At 33.2% G+C, this 21680-nt stretch carries 24 protein-coding genes; 12 read left to right on the top strand and 12 right to left on the bottom strand.

Going from position 1 to position 21680, the window contains the following annotated elements; translation table 11 throughout:
- The 9 genes from FTU67_RS12590 to FTU67_RS12550 all read left to right on the top strand — a co-directional run bounded on the left by FTU67_RS12590 (window position 1) and on the right by FTU67_RS12550 (window position 7108).
- The gene (locus tag FTU67_RS12590; RefSeq protein WP_180061827.1) at window positions 1-702 is read left to right on the top strand and encodes a type IV secretion system protein; all 702 of its coding nucleotides are present in this window, start codon (window positions 1-3) and stop codon (window positions 700-702) included.
- A 69-nt stretch (window positions 703-771) separates the two neighbouring features.
- Window positions 772-1098 carry a hypothetical protein gene (locus tag FTU67_RS12585; protein ID WP_180061826.1) on the top strand — a complete coding sequence of 109 codons (327 nt, stop codon included), beginning with the start codon at window positions 772-774 and terminating at the stop codon, window positions 1096-1098.
- A gap of 46 nt (window positions 1099-1144) precedes the next feature.
- Window positions 1145-2191 (top strand): type IV secretion system protein, encoded by a 1047-nt coding sequence (locus FTU67_RS12580; protein WP_180061825.1) that lies wholly within the window; start codon window positions 1145-1147, stop codon window positions 2189-2191.
- Between the two features lie 127 nt (window positions 2192-2318).
- On the top strand, window positions 2319-2540 hold the full coding sequence (locus tag FTU67_RS12575; RefSeq protein ID WP_180061824.1) for a hypothetical protein: 222 nt from the start codon (window positions 2319-2321) through the stop codon (window positions 2538-2540).
- Between the two features lie 27 nt (window positions 2541-2567).
- The gene (locus FTU67_RS12570; RefSeq protein WP_180061823.1) at window positions 2568-3326 is read left to right on the top strand and encodes a virB8 family protein; all 759 of its coding nucleotides are present in this window, start codon (window positions 2568-2570) and stop codon (window positions 3324-3326) included.
- Window positions 3323-4105 carry a P-type conjugative transfer protein VirB9 gene (gene virB9, locus FTU67_RS12565; RefSeq protein ID WP_180061822.1) on the top strand — a complete coding sequence of 261 codons (783 nt, stop codon included), beginning with the start codon at window positions 3323-3325 and terminating at the stop codon, window positions 4103-4105. The genes FTU67_RS12570 and virB9 overlap by 4 nt, the downstream gene beginning before the upstream one ends.
- A gap of 18 nt (window positions 4106-4123) precedes the next feature.
- Complete coding sequence (gene virB10 / locus FTU67_RS12560; protein WP_180061821.1) at window positions 4124-5524, top strand: type IV secretion system protein VirB10; 1401 nt, start codon at window positions 4124-4126, stop codon at window positions 5522-5524.
- A 328-nt stretch (window positions 5525-5852) separates the two neighbouring features.
- Window positions 5853-6878, top strand: coding sequence for a P-type DNA transfer ATPase VirB11 (gene virB11, locus FTU67_RS12555; RefSeq protein WP_180061820.1), 1026 nt, complete (start codon window positions 5853-5855; stop codon window positions 6876-6878).
- A gap of 11 nt (window positions 6879-6889) precedes the next feature.
- Entirely contained in the window at window positions 6890-7108 is a 219-nt protein-coding gene (locus FTU67_RS12550; protein WP_180061819.1) for a hypothetical protein, read from the top strand.
- Window positions 7109-7154: 46 nt separating this feature from the next.
- On the opposite strand, the gene FTU67_RS12545 is transcribed toward FTU67_RS12550, so the two are convergent.
- The 3 genes from FTU67_RS12545 to FTU67_RS12535 form a co-directional block, all read right to left on the bottom strand.
- Window positions 7155-7493 carry a DUF2726 domain-containing protein gene (locus FTU67_RS12545; RefSeq protein ID WP_180061818.1) on the bottom strand — a complete coding sequence of 113 codons (339 nt, stop codon included), beginning with the start codon at window positions 7491-7493 and terminating at the stop codon, window positions 7155-7157.
- The gene (locus FTU67_RS12540) at window positions 7490-7714 is read right to left on the bottom strand and encodes a hypothetical protein (protein ID WP_180061817.1); all 225 of its coding nucleotides are present in this window, start codon (window positions 7712-7714) and stop codon (window positions 7490-7492) included. The genes FTU67_RS12545 and FTU67_RS12540 overlap by 4 nt, the downstream gene beginning before the upstream one ends.
- 89 nt (window positions 7715-7803) lie before the next feature.
- Window positions 7804-8007 (bottom strand): hypothetical protein, encoded by a 204-nt coding sequence (locus FTU67_RS12535; protein ID WP_180061816.1) that lies wholly within the window; start codon window positions 8005-8007, stop codon window positions 7804-7806.
- A 563-nt stretch (window positions 8008-8570) separates the two neighbouring features.
- On the opposite strand from FTU67_RS12535, the gene FTU67_RS12530 reads away from it, so the two are divergent.
- The 3 genes from FTU67_RS12530 (at window position 8571) to FTU67_RS12520 (ending at window position 11014) form a co-directional block, all read left to right on the top strand.
- Complete coding sequence (locus FTU67_RS12530) at window positions 8571-9221, top strand: hypothetical protein (protein WP_180061815.1); 651 nt, start codon at window positions 8571-8573, stop codon at window positions 9219-9221.
- Between the two features lie 19 nt (window positions 9222-9240).
- On the top strand, window positions 9241-9993 hold the full coding sequence (locus FTU67_RS12525) for a TraX family protein (RefSeq protein ID WP_180061814.1): 753 nt from the start codon (window positions 9241-9243) through the stop codon (window positions 9991-9993).
- A 163-nt stretch (window positions 9994-10156) separates the two neighbouring features.
- On the top strand, window positions 10157-11014 hold the full coding sequence (locus FTU67_RS12520) for a hypothetical protein (protein WP_180061813.1): 858 nt from the start codon (window positions 10157-10159) through the stop codon (window positions 11012-11014).
- 335 nt (window positions 11015-11349) lie between these two features.
- On the opposite strand, the gene FTU67_RS12515 is transcribed toward FTU67_RS12520, so the two are convergent.
- The 9 genes from FTU67_RS12515 to FTU67_RS12475 all read right to left on the bottom strand — a co-directional run.
- Window positions 11350-11787 (bottom strand): hypothetical protein, encoded by a 438-nt coding sequence (locus FTU67_RS12515; protein ID WP_180061812.1) that lies wholly within the window; start codon window positions 11785-11787, stop codon window positions 11350-11352.
- A gap of 280 nt (window positions 11788-12067) precedes the next feature.
- Window positions 12068-12883, bottom strand: a complete 816-nt coding sequence (locus FTU67_RS12510) for a SprT-like domain-containing protein (protein WP_180061811.1) — start codon at window positions 12881-12883, stop codon at window positions 12068-12070.
- A 391-nt stretch (window positions 12884-13274) separates the two neighbouring features.
- Window positions 13275-13745: a thermonuclease family protein gene (locus FTU67_RS12505; RefSeq protein ID WP_257221863.1), complete on the bottom strand. Its 471-nt coding sequence runs from the start codon at window positions 13743-13745 to the stop codon at window positions 13275-13277.
- 54 nt (window positions 13746-13799) lie between these two features.
- A complete protein-coding gene (locus tag FTU67_RS12500) occupies window positions 13800-14258 on the bottom strand; it encodes an H-NS family nucleoid-associated regulatory protein (protein WP_180061810.1) in 459 nt (152 codons plus the stop codon).
- A gap of 87 nt (window positions 14259-14345) precedes the next feature.
- Complete coding sequence (locus FTU67_RS12495) at window positions 14346-16451, bottom strand: DNA topoisomerase (RefSeq protein WP_180061809.1); 2106 nt, start codon at window positions 16449-16451, stop codon at window positions 14346-14348.
- 64 nt (window positions 16452-16515) lie between these two features.
- Complete coding sequence (locus tag FTU67_RS12490) at window positions 16516-16836, bottom strand: hypothetical protein (RefSeq protein WP_180061808.1); 321 nt, start codon at window positions 16834-16836, stop codon at window positions 16516-16518.
- 290 nt (window positions 16837-17126) lie between these two features.
- Window positions 17127-19847: a hypothetical protein gene (locus FTU67_RS12485; RefSeq protein WP_180061807.1), complete on the bottom strand. Its 2721-nt coding sequence runs from the start codon at window positions 19845-19847 to the stop codon at window positions 17127-17129.
- A gap of 2 nt (window positions 19848-19849) precedes the next feature.
- Complete coding sequence (locus FTU67_RS12480; protein ID WP_180061806.1) at window positions 19850-20764, bottom strand: hypothetical protein; 915 nt, start codon at window positions 20762-20764, stop codon at window positions 19850-19852.
- Between the two features lie 114 nt (window positions 20765-20878).
- A partial coding sequence (locus FTU67_RS12475; RefSeq protein WP_180061805.1) for a hypothetical protein occupies window positions 20879-21680 on the bottom strand: 802 nt, incomplete at its 5' end.

The raw sequence follows: 21680 nt of genomic DNA, 5'->3' as shown, positions 1-21680 counted from the left end.
ATGAAAAAGATTATTTTAGCAACAATGGTTAGTGCATCTGCATTAATCGTAACTAATGTGAATGCCGGTGTTCCGGTTATTGATGCAACTGCCAATGCTACCCGTATGGCAAATTTTACGAAGCAAATGGTTGAAATGGCTAATCAGCTTACTACCATGAAAAACCAATTGCAGACACAAAAATCAACTTATGAATCTTTAATTGGGTCACGTAACTTAAACCAATTAATGAATGCCGGTTCAAAATATTTACCGGCTGAAACACTCCAAACGTATGAAAAAATCCGCAATGGCGATACCAAGTCGTTATTGGGTCAAATGACAACTTTAAGTCAGAAATACAAAAATACCGGATCATCTTCACTTTCAAGCTCAAAAGCTGTTCAGGAAGCAGGGCGTGAAGCTCATTTACGAAATGAAGCTATTATTGATCAAGCGTTTCAGCGTTCTAATTCACGTATCAATAACTTGCAACGTCTAATGAATCAGATTGACGCTACCGGTGATACTAAAGCATCTGCCGATCTACAAAACCGTATCAATGCAGAAATGGGTTTAATCCAATTGGAACAACAAAATATCCAATTAGTTAAATATGCTGTTGAAGCTCAAGATAAGCTGAGAGCGCAACAAATGCGTGATATTTCTGCAAAACGAAACAATCCGGCTAATGCAAAACCGGATTTTAAAGTAATTTATTAATGATTAATGAAGTGGTGTTATTCGTAATGCCACTTCATTATTAATTGGATTATAAACAAGGATATGGCTATGAGTATTAAATTATTATCTTCTTTATTTGTTTTGGTTGCTTTTACGGCTGTTGGTTGTAATAATGATAGCGATTCGACTGCGGTTGAATCTAAAGCAAAATATGATGTGGATTATTATGTGGCTAATCCAAAAGTTGCATATAAAGTTGTAGATGATTGTAATGCTCAGGCTTCTACAATTGTTGAACATGAGGATATTTTCTCAAAAGGCGACTGTAAAAATGCGATGTTAGCTAAGAAAAAAATTATTCAGTTGCGTAATAATCCAAACAATGAAAAGCCTAGCTTTGATTTTAGTAATGTGAATACTAAAGAAAAAGTATAGGTTCAAAATAAAGCCAAAATATTTATTTTGGTATTGAGGTGCGATTATGAACTTATTTGAAGCAACATTACAAAACGTGGATAATGCGCTTAACTCGTTTGTAAGTAGTTTTTCTGCCCAAATAATTGCTGAAATAAGTCCACTTGTTAGAATTGGACTTGTTTTGTATTTTTTATTTGTGGGTATTAAATATATGAAAGGCGAAGTAGATGATACTTTGTCTGACATTCTGTGGCATATTTTTCGTGTAGGTATCATTGTCAATATTGCTTTGACTGCCGGTGTTTATCAGAATTATATTATTGATTCTGTTCTAGGTTTACCGGATGACTTAGTAGCATCATTAGTTGCCGGATCAATGCCAAATGTTACATCAGGCAATGCAATGGCTACTGTATTGGATACTATGTGGACTGAAGCCATAGAAAAATCAAGTGCATTTTTTGCTTTAGGTCAAATAGGTTTAACTGATATTGACATAATGCCTTATATCAATGGTGTTCTTGTTTTAGTTGCTGTTATCTTCTGCATTATTATTGCTTGTTTTTGGCTGTTTGCATCCAAAATTTTAATGGCACTATTATTAGCTGTTGGTGCATTATTTATTGTTTCATTGGTTTGGCAACGTACACAGCATTTATTCGGATCATGGATGAATACTCTATTGGGTTTAATTCTGATTAATATTTTTATCTGTGGTTGCTTTGGGATTTTTGGTTCAATATTTGAATCTGTTTTATCCGGTCTAAATCCGGATGCAGTAGATGCTAACCATATTGCTGGTACAGCTTCATTGCTAATGCTAGGTATTTTGACTTGCGGTGTTATGTTTCTGATTCCAACGGTTTCATTCCAATTGACAGGTGGTGCTATATCAATGGGCGGTGCTATGGGTAAAGCCGGTGCTGTTGCCGGTGGTGTTGCCGGTGGTGTTGCCGGTGGTGTTGGTGCTACTGCTAGAGGTGTTGCCGGTGGTGCAAAAGGTGTTGCATCTAGTGTTGGTCAAGGTTTGGCAAACGCAAGATCACAGCAAACAGCGATTAATCGTGGTGCTAGTGGAGCGAACTATTTTGGTAACTTATATAAAAAATAGGATTATATTATTTATTATGTAGGTTGTTATGTAGGTTACAAAAAACTGATAATTTTCATATTATCAGTTTTTTTTTGATCAATTCAGTGGTATTATGAGTACTTCTAAATATAAGTAAGGTGCGATTATGAGCAAAAGTTTACTTGTTATGGCTTTGGGCGTTTCCTTGATGGTTTCAGGATGCCAAAGCTACCCAAAAAATCCATCAAAACCTAGTTTTTTTTCTGAGTTAGTTGAAGTAAATAAAACTGTTCCAACTGAACTTGATGGGGTTCGTTATGAATTGGTTAAGTATCCATCTAAACCAACTAAACAGAAAGCTGAAAAAGCTAAACAGTCGTCTAAATAATCTGATTAATTTTAAATAGGTGCGGTTATGGGATTTCTTAATAAAGGTTCAAAAAAGAACAAAGATGCGGATTTAGAGCCAAAAGAATACATCGAAAATGATGATTCTCAATTGGGTGAAAAAGTCCAAAAAGAAAATTGGGATAAATTTAAGCAAAACCAAAATATGCTTTATCTTGATTTGATTCAGGAATTAAAGAAAAAAGCAAAATTAGGTATGAATATGGGCGCAATTGGTGTCCTGATCGGTCTTGGTGCTGTTAGTTGGCATTTAACTAATCCGGTCACTGTGACTGAGCCTTATATTTTGCGTGTTGATAATTCAACCGGTGCTGTGGACGTTGTATCTACCGTTAAAGAACAAACAATTAGTCAAAGCACAGCAGTAGATCGTTATTGGGTTGCTGAATTTGTACGTGCCTTTGAGGGTTATACGTTCAATACAGTGCAATATACTTATGATCGTACTTTGACAATGACAACTCCAAACGTGGCAAAACAATTCGAGCGACAATATGAAGGTGTTAATGCTCGGCATGAAGTTTTGGGTGAAATTGGTACTCGTCAAGTCAATGTAAAATCTGTTCTTATTGACGATACCGGTGTTGCAAGGGTTCGATTTGAAACGATTACCAATAAATCGGGTCAAGAGCCGATCTTAGAAGCATGGGTGGCTACTGTTGGTTATGAATACAATCGTGCCGGTATTAAAGATGATAAACGTCTTTTAAATCCATTAGGTTTTACAGTTAAAACTTATACTATTGGTTCTGAGGTGGTGCAATGATTAAGAAATTATTATTAGCATCATTACTTGGTGCTTCATCTTTTAGTTTAATGGCTGAATCTGTGCCTACTTCAAGAGGTGTGGATAGTCGTATTCAGACTATTAATTACAATCCCAATGATGTAGTAAAAATCTATGCAAAAGCCGGTGTTGCTACTCACATTATTTTAAATAATGATGAAACATATCAGACACATGCTTTTGGTGATTCTGACGCTTGGTTATTTACCAATGTTGGTAATCATATTTTTATTAAGCCAAAAGCTGTTAATGGATCGACAAATTTAGCGATTGTCACAGATCGTAGGGTTTATAACTTTTATGTGCAATACAGCAAAAAAGATACTTTCCAAGTGAAATTCACTTATCCGGAAGAAATTGCTGAACGTAATCGACAAAAAGAAGCAGAAATAAAGTTAGCTTCATTCAAAACTCGTTTTGATGGTAAACGCATTAATCTAGCTTATAAAATGCGTGGAAGTTCTGTTGTTGCACCTATTAATATTTGGGATGATGGCACATTTACTTATTTCAAATTTGGCAATAACACTGATTTACCGGCTATTTATGCTTTAGATAAAGATAATAAAGAATCACTTTATAATCGTACTGTGTTTGGTCAAACAAATAACGTGGTTATGGTTCATGGTATTAGTCCAAAGTGGCGTTTAAGAATTGGTGCGTATGCTCTCGATGTTGTTAATGATGCCTTAAATCAAAAAGGTAATGACATGGATGGTGGTACGGTATCCGATGAAATTGAACGTGTTATTAAATAATATATTATAGGTGCGATTATGAATAAGAATCCAAAAAATCAAGATGATGATTTAGATGACGATTTAAGTATTGTTGATTCAGAAAAAGATATTGATTTATCTCGATTTGAAAAAACTAAATATTCATCTAATGATTCCAACATGAATAATGTTGGTGTAGAAAGTGTAGCTGATTATGATGGTCGCTCTGTTGTCGGCAATCGTAAAAAGTTCGGTCAAGGCATGAGCATGGTAATGGTATTTATCTCACTATTAGCTGTCGGCATGGTCGCTTGGGGCGTGTGGTATGCCACTAATATGAGCTTGGACGTAAAAGGTGAAGATCAAGCTGAACAAATTGAAGATGATAGTTCTGCTCAACCAACTCAAGTCGGTAGTCGTAATTTTGGTGAGGAATTTCAACAAAAGCAATTAACTGAACAGCAAATTGCTGAACAAGATGCGTTAATAGCTGATTATGCAAATAATGGTATGAATCAGGAAATTACACCAATTGGCGAAGATGCCGGTATGTATGCTCCTGCACCAATGCCAACTCAGCCAATGCCGGATCAACAAATGGCTTATGCTCCTGCACCAATGCCAATGGAAAAACCAAAATCTGCATCAGAATTGCGTTTAGAACGTATGCTAGGTTCTGAATTTAATAACAATGTTGGTGGTGCTGTTGCCGGTTCAATTCGTCCGATCTCAAGTGGTCAAGAAGAAAATGAACAAATTAATACCGGTAATGGTGGTGGATTATCTCGTTTGGATAATGTCAAGGGTTTTGCTAGTGCAAAAGCCGGTAAAATGGGTAATCGTGATTTAACGCTAGATAAAGGTGCGTTTATTGATTGCGTTATGACAACTAAATTTCACTCTCAGCTTGCCGGTATGATGACTTGTGAAGTCACACGTAATATTTATTCTGCATCAGGTCGAGTTATTTTAATTGATCGTGGAAGTCGTGTAACAGGACAATATCAAGGTGATGTTAAGACAGGTCAATCAAGAGTATTTGTTGTATGGGATCGCATTGTAACTCCAAAAGGTGTGTCAATTAATATTGATTCTCCTGCATCTTCTGAATTGGGCGAAAGTGGCTTAACAGGTCGTGTTAATAATCACTTCTTTAAACGCTTTGGCGGTGCATTGTTAGTATCTCTTGTAACCGGTGTCAGTGATGGTGTTGGCAAGTCAGTAGGTGCTTCTATTGGTCGTGAGATTGATAAAGGTCTAGGTAATGATGGTAACGATACAACTGTAATTGATCTTGGTGGTGGTGGTAGTAATAGTGCCGGTGATGTTGCCGGTAAAATTATCGAGCAAACAAGCAACATTCCTCCATCAATTGTTAAGCATCAGGGCGATAAAGTCACAATTTTTGTTGCTCGTGATGTAGATTTCTCAAGTGTTTATGGCTTAAACTACAAATGATGTAAGTAATTACATTTCGCACCCTGCCATTGTTTTGAATAAGGACAATGGCATTTTTAATATCCAATCAGATTAGTTTTTGATTGGATTTTTTTTTAGCCTTTTTTTATATTGCTCCATATCGTTATGTGGTGTCATAGGGGAAAAGCCCGGTTAATGAGCAAGGCGAATTATCCGAGCTTTTCTATCTGATCCGGTTGGTCAATTCAAAGCATAATTAGCCTAAGCAATAGTTATCAATGATTATGGTTGAAATTGTTATCAATGGGATTGTTATGATATTATATATGCTATTATTATTTTGGTTTATAATGTTTAAGGTGCGATTATGAATATGGCAATTGATAAAGCCAAAACCGTTAATGTTGTTTTGAAGCCAATATATGATTATTTATATATTGATGGTGTAGATGAAATAACTATTAATAAGCCGAATGAGATTTGGGTTAAATATGGTTATGAGTGGAAAAGGCATGATATTGATTTGAATAAAAGAGATATTGAGCAGATTATATCTGCATTATGTACTTATAATAGTTTGCCATTATCTCCCAATTTATCCCTGCTTCTGCCAAACGGTGAGCGTTGCCAAGCGACTTTAGCTCCATCTGTGGTAGATGGTTATATTTCTTTTAACGTGCGAAAGCATAGTAAAAAAATCTATACGCTAGATGACTTGGTGAAACAAGGTGCTTTTGATAATTACCGTGACGTTTCAAAATATAAGACTTCTAGTGATTATGAGCAGTATAAAGATCAATTAGATGAATCTGACTTAATGCTTTTACAACTAAAAGAACAAGGTAATATCGAAGAATTTTTAAAGCAGATTGTTCTAACTAAAAAAAATATTTTGATTGCCGGTTCAACCGGTTCGGGTAAAACCACTTTCATGCGTTCTCTAGTTTTAAATATTCCTGAATCTGAGCGCATTATTACCATTGAAGATGTGCATGAATTGCAGATTGATCAACCTAACCATTTGCACCTTTTAATGGGTGAGGGTAAAGGGCGTTTACCTCCACAAGATGCTTTAAAAGCCTGTATGCGTCTTTCTCCTGATCGTATCTTGTTGGCTGAGATTCGTGGCAATGAAGCCTATGAATTTCTTAACTCGCTTAATACCGGTCATTCAGGTGGCATGACTACTGTTCATGCAAATAACGCTTTAGCTAGTTTTGATCGTGTAGCTACACTGATTAAAAATAGCGAAGTGGGTCGTGGTCTTGATCTACAAAGCATTATGATGTCGCTTAATAACTCATTAGAAGTAGTTTTATTCTTTAAATATCGTAAATTAGTTGAAGTCTATTTCGATCCGATTCAGCGCATTAAAAAGAATATTATGAGTTAATGGGGTGCATTATGAATGAGTTAAGTAATAAGCAAATATTAGATAAGATTAATGAAAAAGGTAGAGTAGGTGCAATTATAACAGCCATAGCGTTTGTTATTTTTATTGTCTGTCTTTTTTTTGGTGTTTCAGAGGTTTATCTATATGGGATAGGTGGTTTTCTTCTGATCCCTTTAGGTTTCTGCTTGGGTCTAGCAAGGGTTCGTATGCTGATCGAACATGGTGAATAAATAAAAAAGGGAATTATTTATAATTCCCTTTTTTTTTGCCTTAAATTTAGTTTACTGAATCCGGTTCTAGGTGCTTATCCTGTTTAACACCAAAATCGTGCTTGATTAGTTCTGCTGTCGGTATTTTTTTATATCTGATAACCTTGTATCCGGCATCAATTAAAATCTTATCTCTAGTAATATCTTTTTCTATCACATCGGGTCTGCGGTGTGATTTGTCATCTAGTTCTACAATAGCTAGAACATTTAATTCCTGATCCAAGACAACAAAATCAGTGTAAAGCCTATTGAATTTTGCTCTTAACTGCATTGATTTGGCTGTGACAAGTGCATTGAATGATACTTGGCACATTACTATATGTGTATGAGAGTAATAAAGTTTCATACTAAGTTGTTTTTATTTTTTATATACCGCAATAGTTTCAACCAATCGGAATGAGCCATTGTTACATGGTTGATATTGTCAGAATCATATAAATAACGACTAAATGTATTTCTACCTTTAGCTAAAACTTCTCTTGCTTCTTTTTGTTTCAAGTTATTAATTGCTAATACCATTCTTAAATTTGATGGAGTATATCCAAACTCATAATCTTTTATATTCATAAGTTACCTAGATATTTAACTTTTTTTCAAATTCAGCATTTAGTAAAAAATAGGTTTCTCATAGCAATGGAACTGCCTAACTACAAATTTTATATTTGAAATATTTTAGCAACTTCCTTAGTGAAGTTATAAAAAGGGAGTTGATCTAATATTTTTTCTAAATTAATTATATTATAAAAATCTAAACCAATCAGTAGAATAGAAATTGTAATGAGTGATAGAAAAAAAACACGTAATTGTTTTTGATCTTTGATGTACTTCTCTTTTATTTTTTGGGCTTCATTTATTTTCATTTTTAATCCTTGATATGGATATTTAAACCTAACTTAAATTTAAAAATATATTATGCACCGTTTTACGGTGCATTTCAAGATTAATAATAGTCCTAGTATGAATCTTTATTTTCTAATGGCTTAAATACTGACACATAAAATCAAAGACTTGAGATTAAACCAGTATGATACTTTTTTACTCTCGTACAATATGATCCGGTAAATTTGCTTTAAGCATTGAATAACAGTCTTTTTCATACTCAGATAAAATTGAAGTCTTTTTCGTGATTGTTCCAATAGGTGCGGTGGACTTAAACTCTTTGATCTTGGTTTTAGAATCCATATTTTTTTTTATGAAAAAAAACACACAGCCAACGGCTATAATTATAAGAATTAAAAAGTAAAACATTATGATCCTCCAATTGTGGTTTAAGTATTATAACATTATTTTTAAAATGGTTTTATTGATTATCTCATTTATTATCATTGTGATTATATGTGTGTTATTTGATTGTTGTGGTTGTTGTTTATTAAATATTGTTTTATAATCCATATATTCTTAAAAACATAGATAAGGTGCGATTATGAAAAAATTAATGATTATTGGGATTTCAGTTGCTTTGTCTGCTTGTGATAGCGGTATTGATGATTATGAATATAGTCTTGATTATTTTGAGCGTGATAACGGTATTGTTGTGGGTAACACTTTAGGCTTTAATCTTTATGAAAGTGTTATTGATAGTCATTATTTTAACGTATTTGATTCTTCTAAAACTTTAAGTTCTGATTATAGTGTGGATTATCGAGATTCAGTAGGTAAACAAGTATCTGATAGCTCATATAGTATTAATCGGGAAATAAATAAAGCATTAATACAATGTTCTGATATAAAGCTGAATCAAGGTGACATTGTTTCTACTGTTGGGCGTTGGGATTTATTGGGTCGGCTTTATTCTACGTCATTTGACTACGAAATAAGTAATAAACAGAAAATTGCTGAAATACAGTCTTGTGCGGATAAAGCTATGGCTGAAATTCCTTTAGATTTAGATATATTGGCACGTTTTTCAGCAGATGATAGGTTTAAAATTTATCAGTCAGTTGATTTGGATAATCAGTTATCTTTAATAAAAAGTGATGGTAAATTGACATTTAAAGAGCTTATTTCGGCATATAGAATATTAGATAAAAATATTGAAAAAAACATTAATGTTGATTTTATTAAGTCTGAATAATTATTTGAAGTATATTATTATGAATACTATTGATAGAAATAAGGGAATTGATCTGATCAAAATCATTGCAATAATAACAATGGTTATAGATCATCTGAGATATATCCTGCCGGACTATCAACTGATCTGTATTGCATTTGGTCGGTGGGCTTTTATTATGTTTGCTTGCGCTATGGCATACAATGCAATACAAATATTTGACCATAAAAAATATGATAGCTTAAAAAGCTATTTTAAGAATTTGGTTATATTTGCAGTTATTTCAGAAATACCATATCAACTAGCGTCACAAGGTCAAAATTTAGGAACAATGAATATTATGATTACATTGTTTTTTGGTCTTTTGATTATCTCAGCAATGAATATTAAGTTTCATCCACTCATTAAATATATAACTCCTGCATCTATTATCGCATTTTGTTATTTCATTAATGATAGGCTTCAATTTGGTTTGCTTGGTGTTTTATTGATTGTTGCATATTACTTGATGTTTAAAAATATCAATAGCAGTCTTAAATACTTGTTTATTCCTGCGGTGGTTGTACTAGCTATTGCTTGTAATGCTCAATATTACATGGAATTGATAAGTACGCTTGGCTTTGGTTCAATATGGGTCTATTCAATGCTGATAGGCTGTTTTAGCGGTGTTTTTGCTTCATTGCTACTATCACTAGGTAGAATTGATTTAACTCCATACAAGGTAAATAAGATCGGTAAATGGGCGTGGTGGTTTTATCCGGTGCATTTGTTGATTATAGGTATTATATTATAACTTTCGCACCAAAGTTGTTCTATTGAGATTTAATTTTATTATATTTCGATTATTTAGGCGATTATATAAATGATTATGGATAGATTATGTCGCTTGATATTTTATTTAAAAGAATTTAAAATATTCTATATTGTTTAATCAAAAACATAATTAAGGTGCGATTATGAACAAAAACAAAATGATGCAGATTGAAGCTCTTAGTAAATTTGCTCAAGCTAATGGGATTGATAGTTTTAAGACTGCTTGCCAATTAGCAGATAGTCGGGATTCAAAAAACCATTTCTTTATTGCTGAAAATGTAACTAATGAAATACAGCTTTCAATTTTACCATTACTGAATAACTATTTTGATTATTTAAATCAGAATGGTGTTAAGGCTGATAGTGATAGTAGCTATAAAAGAATTGTTGGTGGGGTTTCAGTCGAAAATAATAATGAAGTGTTTGATTTGGATTTTCTTTATCCATATCCTGATCAAGTTGTTAGTTTTGAATCTGAACAAGGTCGGTTATTAAGACTTTATATTCTTAAACAGGAAAAGGAGGTTTTTATTAACTTTACTATGTCAGAAAAAGGTGTTCACAATGATGTTGGTATCATCATCTATGATCAAAATACAATTAATCTAAGATCGCCTGAGAATTTTGTTTCATCTTCTGATCCAAGTGGTGTTGATCGTTCACGAAAGTTTTTTATCATCTTGGCAATGGTTAAGGCTCTATTTGAAAAGTTGCTGAATAAAAAATACAAATATGAAGTTAAGCATCCAACTAAAATGATGAAAAAAAGAAAAGCACAGCCAATTAAAACTTCGTTCAAATATATTACTTTGGATTATATGTCTTTAGATGAAATTAAAACGGTTTTTAAGTACGAAAGCAGAAATATTCAAGGTACAGCTAAATCTCCACATGATCGAGCATCACATATTCGCAAATTAAAAAGTGGTAAGGAGGTCTTGGTTAAAAGCTCTAAGGTGCGTGGTGGGGCAAAAGTAGCTAAATTTGTTAATATTAAGTAGTGTTAATTGATATAATGGTCTTATTGTTTGTACTTGCTGTGAGTATGAAAGTTTCTAATATCTGCTGATCCGGCTGTTAGTTTAATAGTTATGTTAAAGATAATGTAATGGTATTAATTTAGTTTGATGTTTGGTTTTTAACTGCACCGGCTTTTTTGAAGTAACTAGCGAAGTCTGTTGCTTTAAGAAAGGTGGTTTAATGGATTCTCTGTAATTATTTTGTTGTGGATTTATTTTTATCAGTAAATCAGATTGTTTTAGGCTTAAAAAATGTTATAGTGTGATTCGCACCTATACCGGACTTGCTAAATTTGGCTAGTCCGGTATTTTTTTGTTTAATTTGGAAAGTCTTTTGGTAGGTTAGATTCGTTATAAATTTTAGCTAACTGATTCCAATTGTGCTTGGTTAGATATGTTGTATATATCTGATCTCCGATCAAGCTAAGTTCGCTTGTTGTGACTACTCCATTGCTTTCAGCTAGTTTGTCCATTGCGTCACGAAATTCGTAGCCAAGACTGCCGTATTCAATGCTAGTGCTAAGATAGCTATCTAACTGAGTTGCTTGCTGATCCGTGATTGGTTTACGCAAGTCATTTGAAATATACAGTAATAAAGCAACAACAAATACTGATCCAATTAGTCCAAAAGCGTGATTTTTAGTTGCACGTTTTGAATTAACTAAACGGAAAAAGATATAGACTGAAAGGCTCGCCCACACTAAAGCAACTATAATAGCCACTAATGGGTGAATACCATAATATAGAATTGGCATTTTTCTTCCTAAAAATTAAGGTTGTAATAAGTGCCAATATTCGCTGACACACCGCTTTTTGATATATGAACATTTGCATTTTGATTGCTGAATGTTGCACTTGGATTCACTGAGCAAGCAACATTAGATATGCTTGCTGTTGCGATTAGCAAAGGAATTATGATCTTCCTTTTTAGTTTTGAATGTTTCTTCATTTTCGCACCATGAAAAAATATTATGTACCATATTATATATAGCATTATAAAGAATATTACAATAGCCATTATTAAGATTAGTGTAATTAGGTTGTTTCTATGAATTGTGTACCGCATGAATTGCAGTTTATATCTAGTCCTCCTTTCCCCCATACGTTATTGCCACAATTGCATGTGTACTTAATTTTATTGGCATTTTTAGGTTTTTGAATGGCTTGAATGCTCAATTCAGTGTGATTAGATTCAGCATCATCTAAAATCAGGTTGGTTGATTCTCCTGCTCCTGCACTTGGTTTTTTTATTTTTGAAATAGAATTATTTTTGATCAACGGTACTTCTAATAATGATGGTACGCTGTTCTGAGAAATTAGACTTTCAGCGAAGTGTAGGTCGCTGTATATGCGTTCTGCTGTGGCGTGTGCCGGCAAATAGCGGTCATACCATTGAATTATGCTTCCATCTTTAAATAGATCATTACAAGCGTGTAGAAAACGTCCATCAGGTATCGGGTAGTCTGCCATTTTCTGACCTGTTTTTTTCCCTCCTATTCTGCCGGTGTCACTAGGCATAAGTCCGATGTTTTCCATCATTTCTGCGAACTCAGCATTGTGATATGTCTTTCTACTTGGTGTACCGTACTGATATTGATTGAGGTGTACCATTTCGTGACATAGAGATTGCATTACTTCAATTAACGGTTTAATGCCAAAATATTCAGGGTTTAATGCCAATTCGTGCATAAAAACTTGATTATCATTAATAGAAACAAAGCGATTATATGAAATATATGCGAAAGTGTTTTTTTGACGCTGTAAAGTTATTAAGCAACTATCTAATTTGTCATTGAATAATGTTTTATTAAAATGATCATAAGCATTTTGTAATTCAACATATATTTGCATGTTCGCTCCATTGGTTAGACCTAAATATTGAACTCCAAGTGGTGCAAAATTTGAAAACTTGCCGGCTTCGTTCAATACAAAGTGTATCGTACCATACAATATATATTTGTGCAAAATATGTGCTTGGTTATGTCACTTTGGATTTTTTTTTTGGATTTCCGGAAAAACAGCTTCACCATTTGCGCTGTATCGCTTATTTCAGGTGGTGTCCTTGTGTTTGTATATACTTTTTCTTTTTGCTCTTAAATCGCTTTAGATTGGATTCTGTAAGAGTAGCCGGAAAAATCCTGGTTAGTGAGCCTGTCGAACTATCCAAGTATTTTTTTGGGTACGTGGCGTTGCTGTTTTATGTTTATGGATACGGGATTGGATTTCTAAGTTTTCATCATAATTACCTTTGTGAGTTTTGAAGTTTTCGCCATTGTTTAGGTTCAATAGGGTTTTTATCTTGCCATAGTCCACGTTGATTAGCTTTAGCCGATCTTTCCAACTGTATGTAGCTCGGATCGGTTGAACGGTTGCGGTACGCCCAAGCATAGCCACTATGTACCATGTGCTTATTAATATTATTTTGACCAAGATAAACTGTGCCAAGTATTCGATTATATTGATCTACTCCTGATCTTTGGATATAAACCTGTTTTGAATAAATTAGATTGCTGAGTGCCTTTTTTGCTTGATTACCAAAAGCCTGTTTTGATTCAGGTGCATCTATATGTAGCAATCTAATTTTGTATTGTTTCTTATCATTGGTGATTACAGTAATGGTATCTCCATCGGATACCGATATTACCTTTCCATGAAAGGCATAGCTCTGAATTGAAAATAATAAAAATGAAAAAAATAAAATTGATTTCAGCATAATAATTCCTCTTATAAAAAAAGGCGCATAATGCGCCTTTTAATTATGATCAAATTATTTTTTGACCGGAGCTTGTTGCGCTTGTTGCTTATTAGCTTCTGCCTTTGGTGCTTCTGCCTTTTGTTCCGGTTTAGCTTCTGCATTAACTGCTGACTTATCAACCAATAAATCTTCTAGTTTATGGTTCGGATTTGAATCAAGATATTCTTTAATCCATGCCGGCTGTTTGCCACGACCTGACCAACCATTATTAGGATTAGTTTTACTGCGGTATTTGTCTTTAACACGTAAGCCTTTGCCACGATTGCTTGACAATGCAGTAGCTAAATCTGTTGGTTCAATACCATAGTTACGTTGTAACTCTTGTGCTTTAGCGACAAACTGTTCGATTTCAGCTTGTTTAACGTCCTCTAATTTAACGTCTAATAAAGCCTTGATCTGAATAAGAGTGTCAGAATCTTGGATATTACCAATTAATTTCTGAATCTCATTTAAAGTTGTTTGGTCTAACATTTTGCATACTCCATTTGTTGATATTTTGGCAATTATCTAATTGATTAAAATTAGTAGATAGATATTCAGATTAGATATTACCAAAGTTTAATACTTACTAAAACCTTTTTTTGCATTGGTTTTTTTAACTGTCTTTTTAGGCTTATATTCAGCCTTTTGGAAAGTTGGTACACCATTATCGTCATCACAAGTATATTTGCAACTTTGATCTTTATAACCGACACATGACCAAAAAGGATTTTTACCGGCATTAACTCTGCGGATTTCTTTTTGGCAAGTAGGGCAATTATATGTCTTAACTTCAATATTATCATATTGATTTTTTAAATCAGATACCATTTCTGCAACTGAGCGCATGACTTTCTGCACAAAATTAATAGAATCCTCTCTAGTGCGAACATTTCTTAAATCTTCGTGCCATATCGCTGTTAAGTCAGGATATTTGGCATTATCCGGCAATTTGTCATATAAGCTGTATGCTTTATCAGTAGCCATGATTTTTTTTCGATCTATAATCAAAAAGCCTTTATTAAAAAGCTCTTTAATAATTGTAGATCGGGTAGCCGATGTGCCAATTCCTCCATGCTCCCCTTTTTTCCCTGCATCCTTTTCGATCATTAGTTTCTTTAATTCAGGGTTTTTAATGTATTTGGCAACTTTGGTAAGCTCTCCGGCAAGTGTAGCTTCTGTATAGTAACTTGGTGGCGTGGTCTTTTTCGCTTCATAATCAGCATTGCTTGCTAATAAAATGTCATCAACCTGTAAAACGGTATCAAGCTCTGTATATTCAGCTTCTTCTTCCGTTTCTTCATTGCCTACGTCATTTCTATATAGGTTCTTCCATCCGTTGTTTACCACGTTTTTTGTTGTGATAGTGAATGTGTCATTATTACCATTATCTAAAGTTACGGTCTGAACTTTATAATCATGGTTCGGGTAGAACTGAGCAATAAATGAACGTGCAATGAGTTGGTAGCATTTCTTCTGATCGTCTGTCAGTGCATCAAAGTCAAAAGCATCTAATGTTGGGATAATCGCATGATGGGCGTGTTCATTAACGATTTTTGTGTTAAAGCATTTTGATTTAATGGTGGTATCAGTTTTAGCAACTGCTCCCTGAAAAATATTGGCATTATTTGCAATCTGAGCCAAAATTTCAGGGCTTTCAGTATAAGTTTCATCATTCAAATACTGGCAATCTGAACGGTTATAAGTGATAGCGTTATATTGGTCACGCAATTCTTGTGTGATTTCTAAAGTCCGGTCAAGTGAAATATTGAACTTCCTTGACATATCCATTTGTAGTTTTAATAGATTATAAGGTAATGGTGGCTTCTGACTTTTATCTTCAACCTGAACATTGATTACCTTAAAATTTGGATTATCAATAATAGATTGTTTAATTTTATCAGCCATAGCTTTACTAATAATTCGATTATCACTATCTAAATTATCAGTATCTTTTAATTCAGGATTTAAAAGGTTTTGGTATTTTGCGCCTTTAATTACTTGGTCATCTTTATTGAATAGAGAATTAATAACAAAGTAATCATGCGGTTTAAAATCGGCAATTTCTCTGCAACGTCTAACTACAAGTCCTTTAATTACGTCCTGCACTCGACCAACTGAATAAAGGTCATTGAATCCTTTACGTTGCTCAACGACTGTAAATGCTCTTGTAAGGTTCAATCCATAATGCCAATCGCTTGATGATCGTCCTAGTGCTTTATAGCCTAAATGCCGGTATTCTGAATTATCTTTCGCTTCTGCAAAAGCCTTTGCAATAATTTTAGGGTTATTATCATTAAAAATAACTCGCTTCACTGATTTGTTGAAATTGGCATAGTCTAATACTTCATCAACAATTAGTTGTCCCTCGTCATCCGGATCGCCACAATGATATACCGTGTCTGCCTTTTTAATGAGGTCTAGTACAACTTTAAGTTGCTCTTTGGTTCGATCAACCGGCACATGCTTAACTTCACGGATATAGAACGGTAAGTTAGCTATATCCCATTTTTTTAATTCCGGATTGTAAAATGCCGGTTCTGCCAATTCCAATAAATGTCCACTGCACCATGTAATAAAGGTGTCATTGTCAGAAATATAACCTTTATTGTTCTTAGGGTTAGTTAAAATTGATTTAGCGATTGCTTCACCAACTAATTTTTTCTCAGCGATTACAACTTTCATAATTTTTACCTATTTCGCACCTATTTCCTGATCTTAATGAATCAAGTAAATTTAAAATCTCTAATTAATATTCATCTGCTAACATTATTTGAGTTGTTTCCCAATGTGAGCCTGTCATAATGAATATCTTAATATTATCAATATAATACACACCTAGAATACGTCCTCCATAAGACAATGCAGAATTATTAACAGCATAATCTTCCGGATCATTTAAAATATCTTCCCCCCAATCACACGAAAAATAGCGTTTAACAAATTCAGATAATTCAGCACTTTTTGTACTATCATCTCCTATTAAAGTCATTACTCTTTGAGTTGCCAAAATTTCATGGTATGGTGAATTAATTAAGTTTTTAAATAACGCTTTAGAAAACTTTTTCATATTAAAACCTATTATGTGTTCGTTTATGTCAAACATTATATAATAAAAAAGGCGTTTATGTAAAACGCCTTTTATTTGCCAAAATCTTTATTAAAATAAGTAGTTTAGAAAGTGTAGTATCTTATTTATAAATTCTTGAACAAAAGATACTGCATATAAAAAACCAATGGATGCGCCTAAAAAGACAATTAACATAAATAAGCCTTTCATGTCGCCCTTAGCACTATCATAACTGTTATGACCATTATAGCCATTATTTGAATCATGTCCTGAACACATACTTAACACTCCTAAATATCTAAATCTAAACTTCTTTCAGAACTCTTAGACTTCAACCTATCATTATCTGCTTGATTATTCAAAGTATTATCTGACAGTTTAGTATCTATTTTGTTACCATTATTAAATAATTCAACTGATTTATGATTCTTTAAAATATCATCTAAATCAATATCAGTGCCGACAATTTTATTTTTACTGATACTGTATAAATTATTAGACTTGGTATCCACTAGAATAACATTGTTTTTATCTGCTCCAAGCGGTGTTGCTGTAACGCTATGAAACGGCTTTAATTCAGCAAGATCACCTCTTACATTGTTTAGCTTGTTTTGAAGCATTCCTTTAACTGCTAATACCTGTGGATTTGTTCGACCATCAACAACATTTAAACGATTAAATTTATGCTGTAACAGGGCTTCATTAGCTTCAAGATGATCTTCAACTTGATCTACCCGATCAAAAACTTTGGTATCCAATTCGACTTGCATTTCATGCTTCTGATCGTCCATGAACATATCACTCCGGTACACAACGGTTTGACTGTCTGAATCAGATAAGAAGATATAGACTTCATTTTTTTCATAGTCTTGTTCAATATCTTTCTGCATATCTGCAAAAAATTGGCGGTCATAAATAGTAGAATCTAAAGCATATCCTGCCAATGATGCTTGAATCTCTTTCTGCTGATCATTAGCTTGATTGTTTAAAGTTTTTTCAATATTTTCTTTTTCATATTCACTAAAATATGGGCTTTCTTTCAAAAAATCTTCCTTAGTTGAATAGCCAAGTATATTTTTCTGCATGTCTATTGTCTGATCAATCTCCTTGTAATTCTCTTGGTAGAACTTCAAGGCATCTTCTTGGGTCATAAAAAATTTACGCTCTTTATTTTCACCATCAGAACTAAAATGCTTATCTACTGCATTATTAATTTCAATGCTTGAGCAAAAATGTTCGATTTTATTTTGCTCTACACTCTCTAAATATTCTTTAGGTAATGGTGGTGGTGTAGCAATACTTATATCTTGGTAAAATGAATCTAGTTTTTCTTTCCATTGGTTTTCTAAATCATTATGTAGGCTTTGAACTGAGCTATAATGTTCTAGGCTGTGGGGGTTTGTTTCCTTAACTTGATTCATTAACTCAGTAATAAATTTTTTACTTTCATCAATTTCATGTCCAATTGAATAAGGCAACTTACTTACATCATTTTCAGTTTTTATTTGCTCCATATCCTGTTTAATAACTACTAATGAAGCATTGGCACTTTCAATTTGCCGATCTAATGAGCTATCGTGACTTTTCGGCAACATTTCTGTGCTTCCCAAGTATTGTGATAGTTTTTTCTGTTCTTCATCGGGTGTGATGCCGTGTCCACTCCAATTCCATAGACTAGCTTCTTTGAATGGCAATTCTTTCTTATTAAAATAATCTTCAACGGCAACACTTAAATTTTTATAATTTTCTTCTTTGGTATCACCTTTAGGATACTGTATAACCTCGAATTGATTAGAGTATTGATCAATCTTCTGATCTCCTGCCGGCATAAATATAGTTGGTTGCTTAACTTTTAAATTATCCCCCCAAAAAAAGGTATCAACCGGTGAAAGTCCATGAATTTTGTTATTATCTGCTGTTTCTTTCAGGTCTGCCACAATTGCATATTTTGATTCACTAAATTGACCTTTGCTGTTCGCATGATCCTGAACAACTGTATTCAAGGTAAAATGAAGTGTATTTCTAATTGATTCTCCTTTATTTGGATTTTGACCAATAATTAAATTATCTCCATCAGCTTTAAAGTTATCAATATTTTTGACAACTCGAACTAATTTAAGATCATTATAATCTACATTATGAAAAGTTTGTTTTTCATTATTATCGCCTGATTTTTTGTTCTCAGAATCAGAAATCATGCCTTTACCAATAGCTTCACTACCTAAACTGTATATAGTTTTATTTTTTTCTTCTTCAAAGTATTTATCAACTGATAATAAATCCTTTGGATAATCTGCATACAATTTTCCATCTTTTACATGCTTAAATATTTTTGCTAAGTCATCTGAAACAAATTGATTACTTTCACGTTCAATATGAGCAAAACTTTTTAATGAATGTGCTGTAATAGGGTTGCCAATTTTATCACTGATAACTTTATAGTTTTCCCCCAATTGTGTGCCAAAAGATGATACTAAATCAGTGTTATAAATACTTCCTCCTGATAACTTTAAATTAATATGATCTTCTTTATAATCTCTCTCAGTAGGGTTTTTAATTGGTGCTGAATTGAAAGTAAGACTTTTAGTTTCTAAGTTAAGGTTTTCGGTTATCTCAATTAGTGAACTTTGACTGATTCTTCCTCCAAGACTATGACCACTTTGGATTATCAATCCGATTTCATTTCCTTGTTTGTCAAGCTGTTCTAGGATTTGGTTAGTGAATCTTTTTCCTGATACGTCTGCCATTGTTTCAATTGGCTTTCCGATTACTTCAAGCGCAATTCTAGGATTATGATTCAACCAATCTTTTAAGGTTGCACTTCCTCTATGGGCTATAATTACGCTTTTATCTTCCGGATTATAATAAGCTATCCCTCCATGATCGCTTTTCATGTCACGTTTATAGCCTATGAACTCATAATTACCAATTTTTGCTTCAATATCATTTTTGTTTTTTAAAGCTGAATAAGCATTATGATTGACAGCAATTAGTGTTTTAATGTTGCTCATTTTTACACCTCAACAAGATAAATGACATGATCCGCACCAAAAGCAAAATACTTATCATCAACGGCAATTGATTCAGTTATTACGGTTGCACCTAAGATTGTATTACCAATCTTGCTATTAAAGCCTTTAGTCACTGATAAACACGTTTTTTTGATCATGCTGTCATATCCTAAAATAAAGCTCTTTCCGGTATGGTTTATATAGCCTGTCTGTACCTGTAAGTTAAAGAATTTGTTTTCAATTGGATATAATGATCCACTGATAGGACTAATTTCATAGATATTGTTTACTAGGTTTTCACCTGTATTGATACTTGAAACAAAGTAAAGAGAATTGTCATTGCTTTTGATTATATTAAAATCCTCTGCCACTCCATCTGATATTTTATAGTCTTTTATTTCTCTATCTAAATTAATTGATAGATAGTTATGACTGTCAATTTCATTATGAAAACAGATTATATGATTATTTTTAATGATGCCTTTTTTAATAAATTTCGTTCCATCCGTGAAAGTCTTTCCAGTTTTATTTGTTAAATCAAAAAGAAAAATATTTGAATAAAAATCATGCTTTCCAATCTTCTTGTTTGCTGTAATAAGCAATTGATCCTGATCCAAACTAATTGAATTAACAGCACCACAATGATCGACTTTTAAATTATGTAGTTTTTCATGGGTACGTGCATCTGCTACTACGATTTCTTTAGCTGAATACTGATAAATGAAATATTTATCATTTCCTGCCAACAAGTTGCTTGATGCTGAACAATATTCAGTTTTTAATTCTTTAATGATCCGACCTGTTCTATAATCCAATATAGAAATTAAATTATTGTCATAATATGAAACAGCAATAAAGTTATTTGCTTTATCAAGGTGAATAGAATTGCTTGTTCCGCTTACATCGTACTTAATCATAATAAAACTCCCTATATAATTATTATAATTATATTATTAAAGTCATTATATATACATAATTAAATTGTAAAAAAAAGACTGCAATTGCAGTCTTTTTTATTATGTACCTTATTATCAATCTAGCTCCATTCCTTTGCTATCCTGCTTAACTTCCTGCTTGGTGTCATCTTTAACGTGAAGATGAAAAAACTCCATTTCTTTAGATTGGCTTTCTAAAGCATTAAATAGTCCTGCATGTTCTGCTTTATCGGATTCAACAAATTGAGCCTTAGCTTCACCGGCATCAATTGAAATATGAGCTACTGCTTCATCACCATGATTGATATAAACTTCATTACCGTTTTCAAGTTGATTAACCTGATCCATAATTGCATCAACGTCACGACTTTGGAAAGTTTGTTCAAGTTTATCTAGGTTTTCACCTGAATAAACTTGCATTTCATATTCTTTGCCAAGTGTATTATCAGCAATATATGAAGATACATTATCTGTTTCTTCTAAGGTAAATTGAACTTCTTTACCGGCTTCATTAGTTACACTAATTCCATCTTCTGATACTGAAATATCAAGATTACTTGTTTCAGGGCTTTCAAAAAGGTTTGTTGCTGTAAAGGTTAAGCTCTTGTCATCCTGATCCACTTCAATACCGATTACCGATATATTTAGATCATTCAGTTTTTCTTCTAGCTCATAAATTGGGTTTTCTAGCTTATCCCCTGCATAATGCTCTACAACTGCATCCCCTAAACTATCGAACTCATACGCTTTCGCATATTCGCTTTCTAAGCTGTCCATAGCATTTGCATATTCATGGCTTGCTTTCTCCCCTGCATACCATGCCATAGCGTTATAAACGCTTGTATGTGCTTCATGGTTTTCATCATTGGAATAAAGGGCTTCTGCGATTTCATCTTGA

The organism is Acinetobacter sp. YH12132 (assembly GCF_013418645.1).
Lineage (GTDB): Bacteria > Pseudomonadota > Gammaproteobacteria > Pseudomonadales > Moraxellaceae > Acinetobacter > Acinetobacter indicus.
Note: the sequence above shows the minus strand (reverse complement) of the source record. Positions and strands in the feature narration are given on the sequence as shown.

Excerpts from the sequence above, each read along its gene's own strand:
- FTU67_RS12590 (WP_180061827.1), top strand. The coding sequence starts at position 1 with ATGAAAAAGATTATTTTAGCAACAATGGTTAGTGCATCTGCATTAATC.
- FTU67_RS12585 (WP_180061826.1), top strand. The coding sequence starts at position 772 with ATGAGTATTAAATTATTATCTTCTTTATTTGTTTTGGTTGCTTTTACG.
- FTU67_RS12580 (WP_180061825.1), top strand. The coding sequence starts at position 1,145 with ATGAACTTATTTGAAGCAACATTACAAAACGTGGATAATGCGCTTAAC.
- FTU67_RS12575 (WP_180061824.1), top strand. The coding sequence starts at position 2,319 with ATGAGCAAAAGTTTACTTGTTATGGCTTTGGGCGTTTCCTTGATGGTT.
- FTU67_RS12570 (WP_180061823.1), top strand. The coding sequence starts at position 2,568 with ATGGGATTTCTTAATAAAGGTTCAAAAAAGAACAAAGATGCGGATTTA.
- virB9 (WP_180061822.1), top strand. The coding sequence starts at position 3,323 with ATGATTAAGAAATTATTATTAGCATCATTACTTGGTGCTTCATCTTTT.
- virB10 (WP_180061821.1), top strand. The coding sequence starts at position 4,124 with ATGAATAAGAATCCAAAAAATCAAGATGATGATTTAGATGACGATTTA.
- virB11 (WP_180061820.1), top strand. The coding sequence starts at position 5,853 with ATGAATATGGCAATTGATAAAGCCAAAACCGTTAATGTTGTTTTGAAG.
- FTU67_RS12550 (WP_180061819.1), top strand. The coding sequence starts at position 6,890 with ATGAATGAGTTAAGTAATAAGCAAATATTAGATAAGATTAATGAAAAA.
- FTU67_RS12545 (WP_180061818.1), bottom strand. The coding sequence starts at position 7,493 with ATGAAACTTTATTACTCTCATACACATATAGTAATGTGCCAAGTATCA.
- FTU67_RS12540 (WP_180061817.1), bottom strand. The coding sequence starts at position 7,714 with ATGAATATAAAAGATTATGAGTTTGGATATACTCCATCAAATTTAAGA.
- FTU67_RS12535 (WP_180061816.1), bottom strand. The coding sequence starts at position 8,007 with ATGAAAATAAATGAAGCCCAAAAAATAAAAGAGAAGTACATCAAAGAT.
- FTU67_RS12530 (WP_180061815.1), top strand. The coding sequence starts at position 8,571 with ATGAAAAAATTAATGATTATTGGGATTTCAGTTGCTTTGTCTGCTTGT.
- FTU67_RS12525 (WP_180061814.1), top strand. The coding sequence starts at position 9,241 with ATGAATACTATTGATAGAAATAAGGGAATTGATCTGATCAAAATCATT.
- FTU67_RS12520 (WP_180061813.1), top strand. The coding sequence starts at position 10,157 with ATGAACAAAAACAAAATGATGCAGATTGAAGCTCTTAGTAAATTTGCT.
- FTU67_RS12515 (WP_180061812.1), bottom strand. The coding sequence starts at position 11,787 with ATGCCAATTCTATATTATGGTATTCACCCATTAGTGGCTATTATAGTT.
- FTU67_RS12510 (WP_180061811.1), bottom strand. The coding sequence starts at position 12,883 with ATGCAAATATATGTTGAATTACAAAATGCTTATGATCATTTTAATAAA.
- FTU67_RS12505 (WP_257221863.1), bottom strand. The coding sequence starts at position 13,745 with ATGCTGAAATCAATTTTATTTTTTTCATTTTTATTATTTTCAATTCAG.
- FTU67_RS12500 (WP_180061810.1), bottom strand. The coding sequence starts at position 14,258 with ATGTTAGACCAAACAACTTTAAATGAGATTCAGAAATTAATTGGTAAT.
- FTU67_RS12495 (WP_180061809.1), bottom strand. The coding sequence starts at position 16,451 with ATGAAAGTTGTAATCGCTGAGAAAAAATTAGTTGGTGAAGCAATCGCT.
- FTU67_RS12490 (WP_180061808.1), bottom strand. The coding sequence starts at position 16,836 with ATGAAAAAGTTTTCTAAAGCGTTATTTAAAAACTTAATTAATTCACCA.
- FTU67_RS12485 (WP_180061807.1), bottom strand. The coding sequence starts at position 19,847 with ATGAGCAACATTAAAACACTAATTGCTGTCAATCATAATGCTTATTCA.
- FTU67_RS12480 (WP_180061806.1), bottom strand. The coding sequence starts at position 20,764 with ATGATTAAGTACGATGTAAGCGGAACAAGCAATTCTATTCACCTTGAT.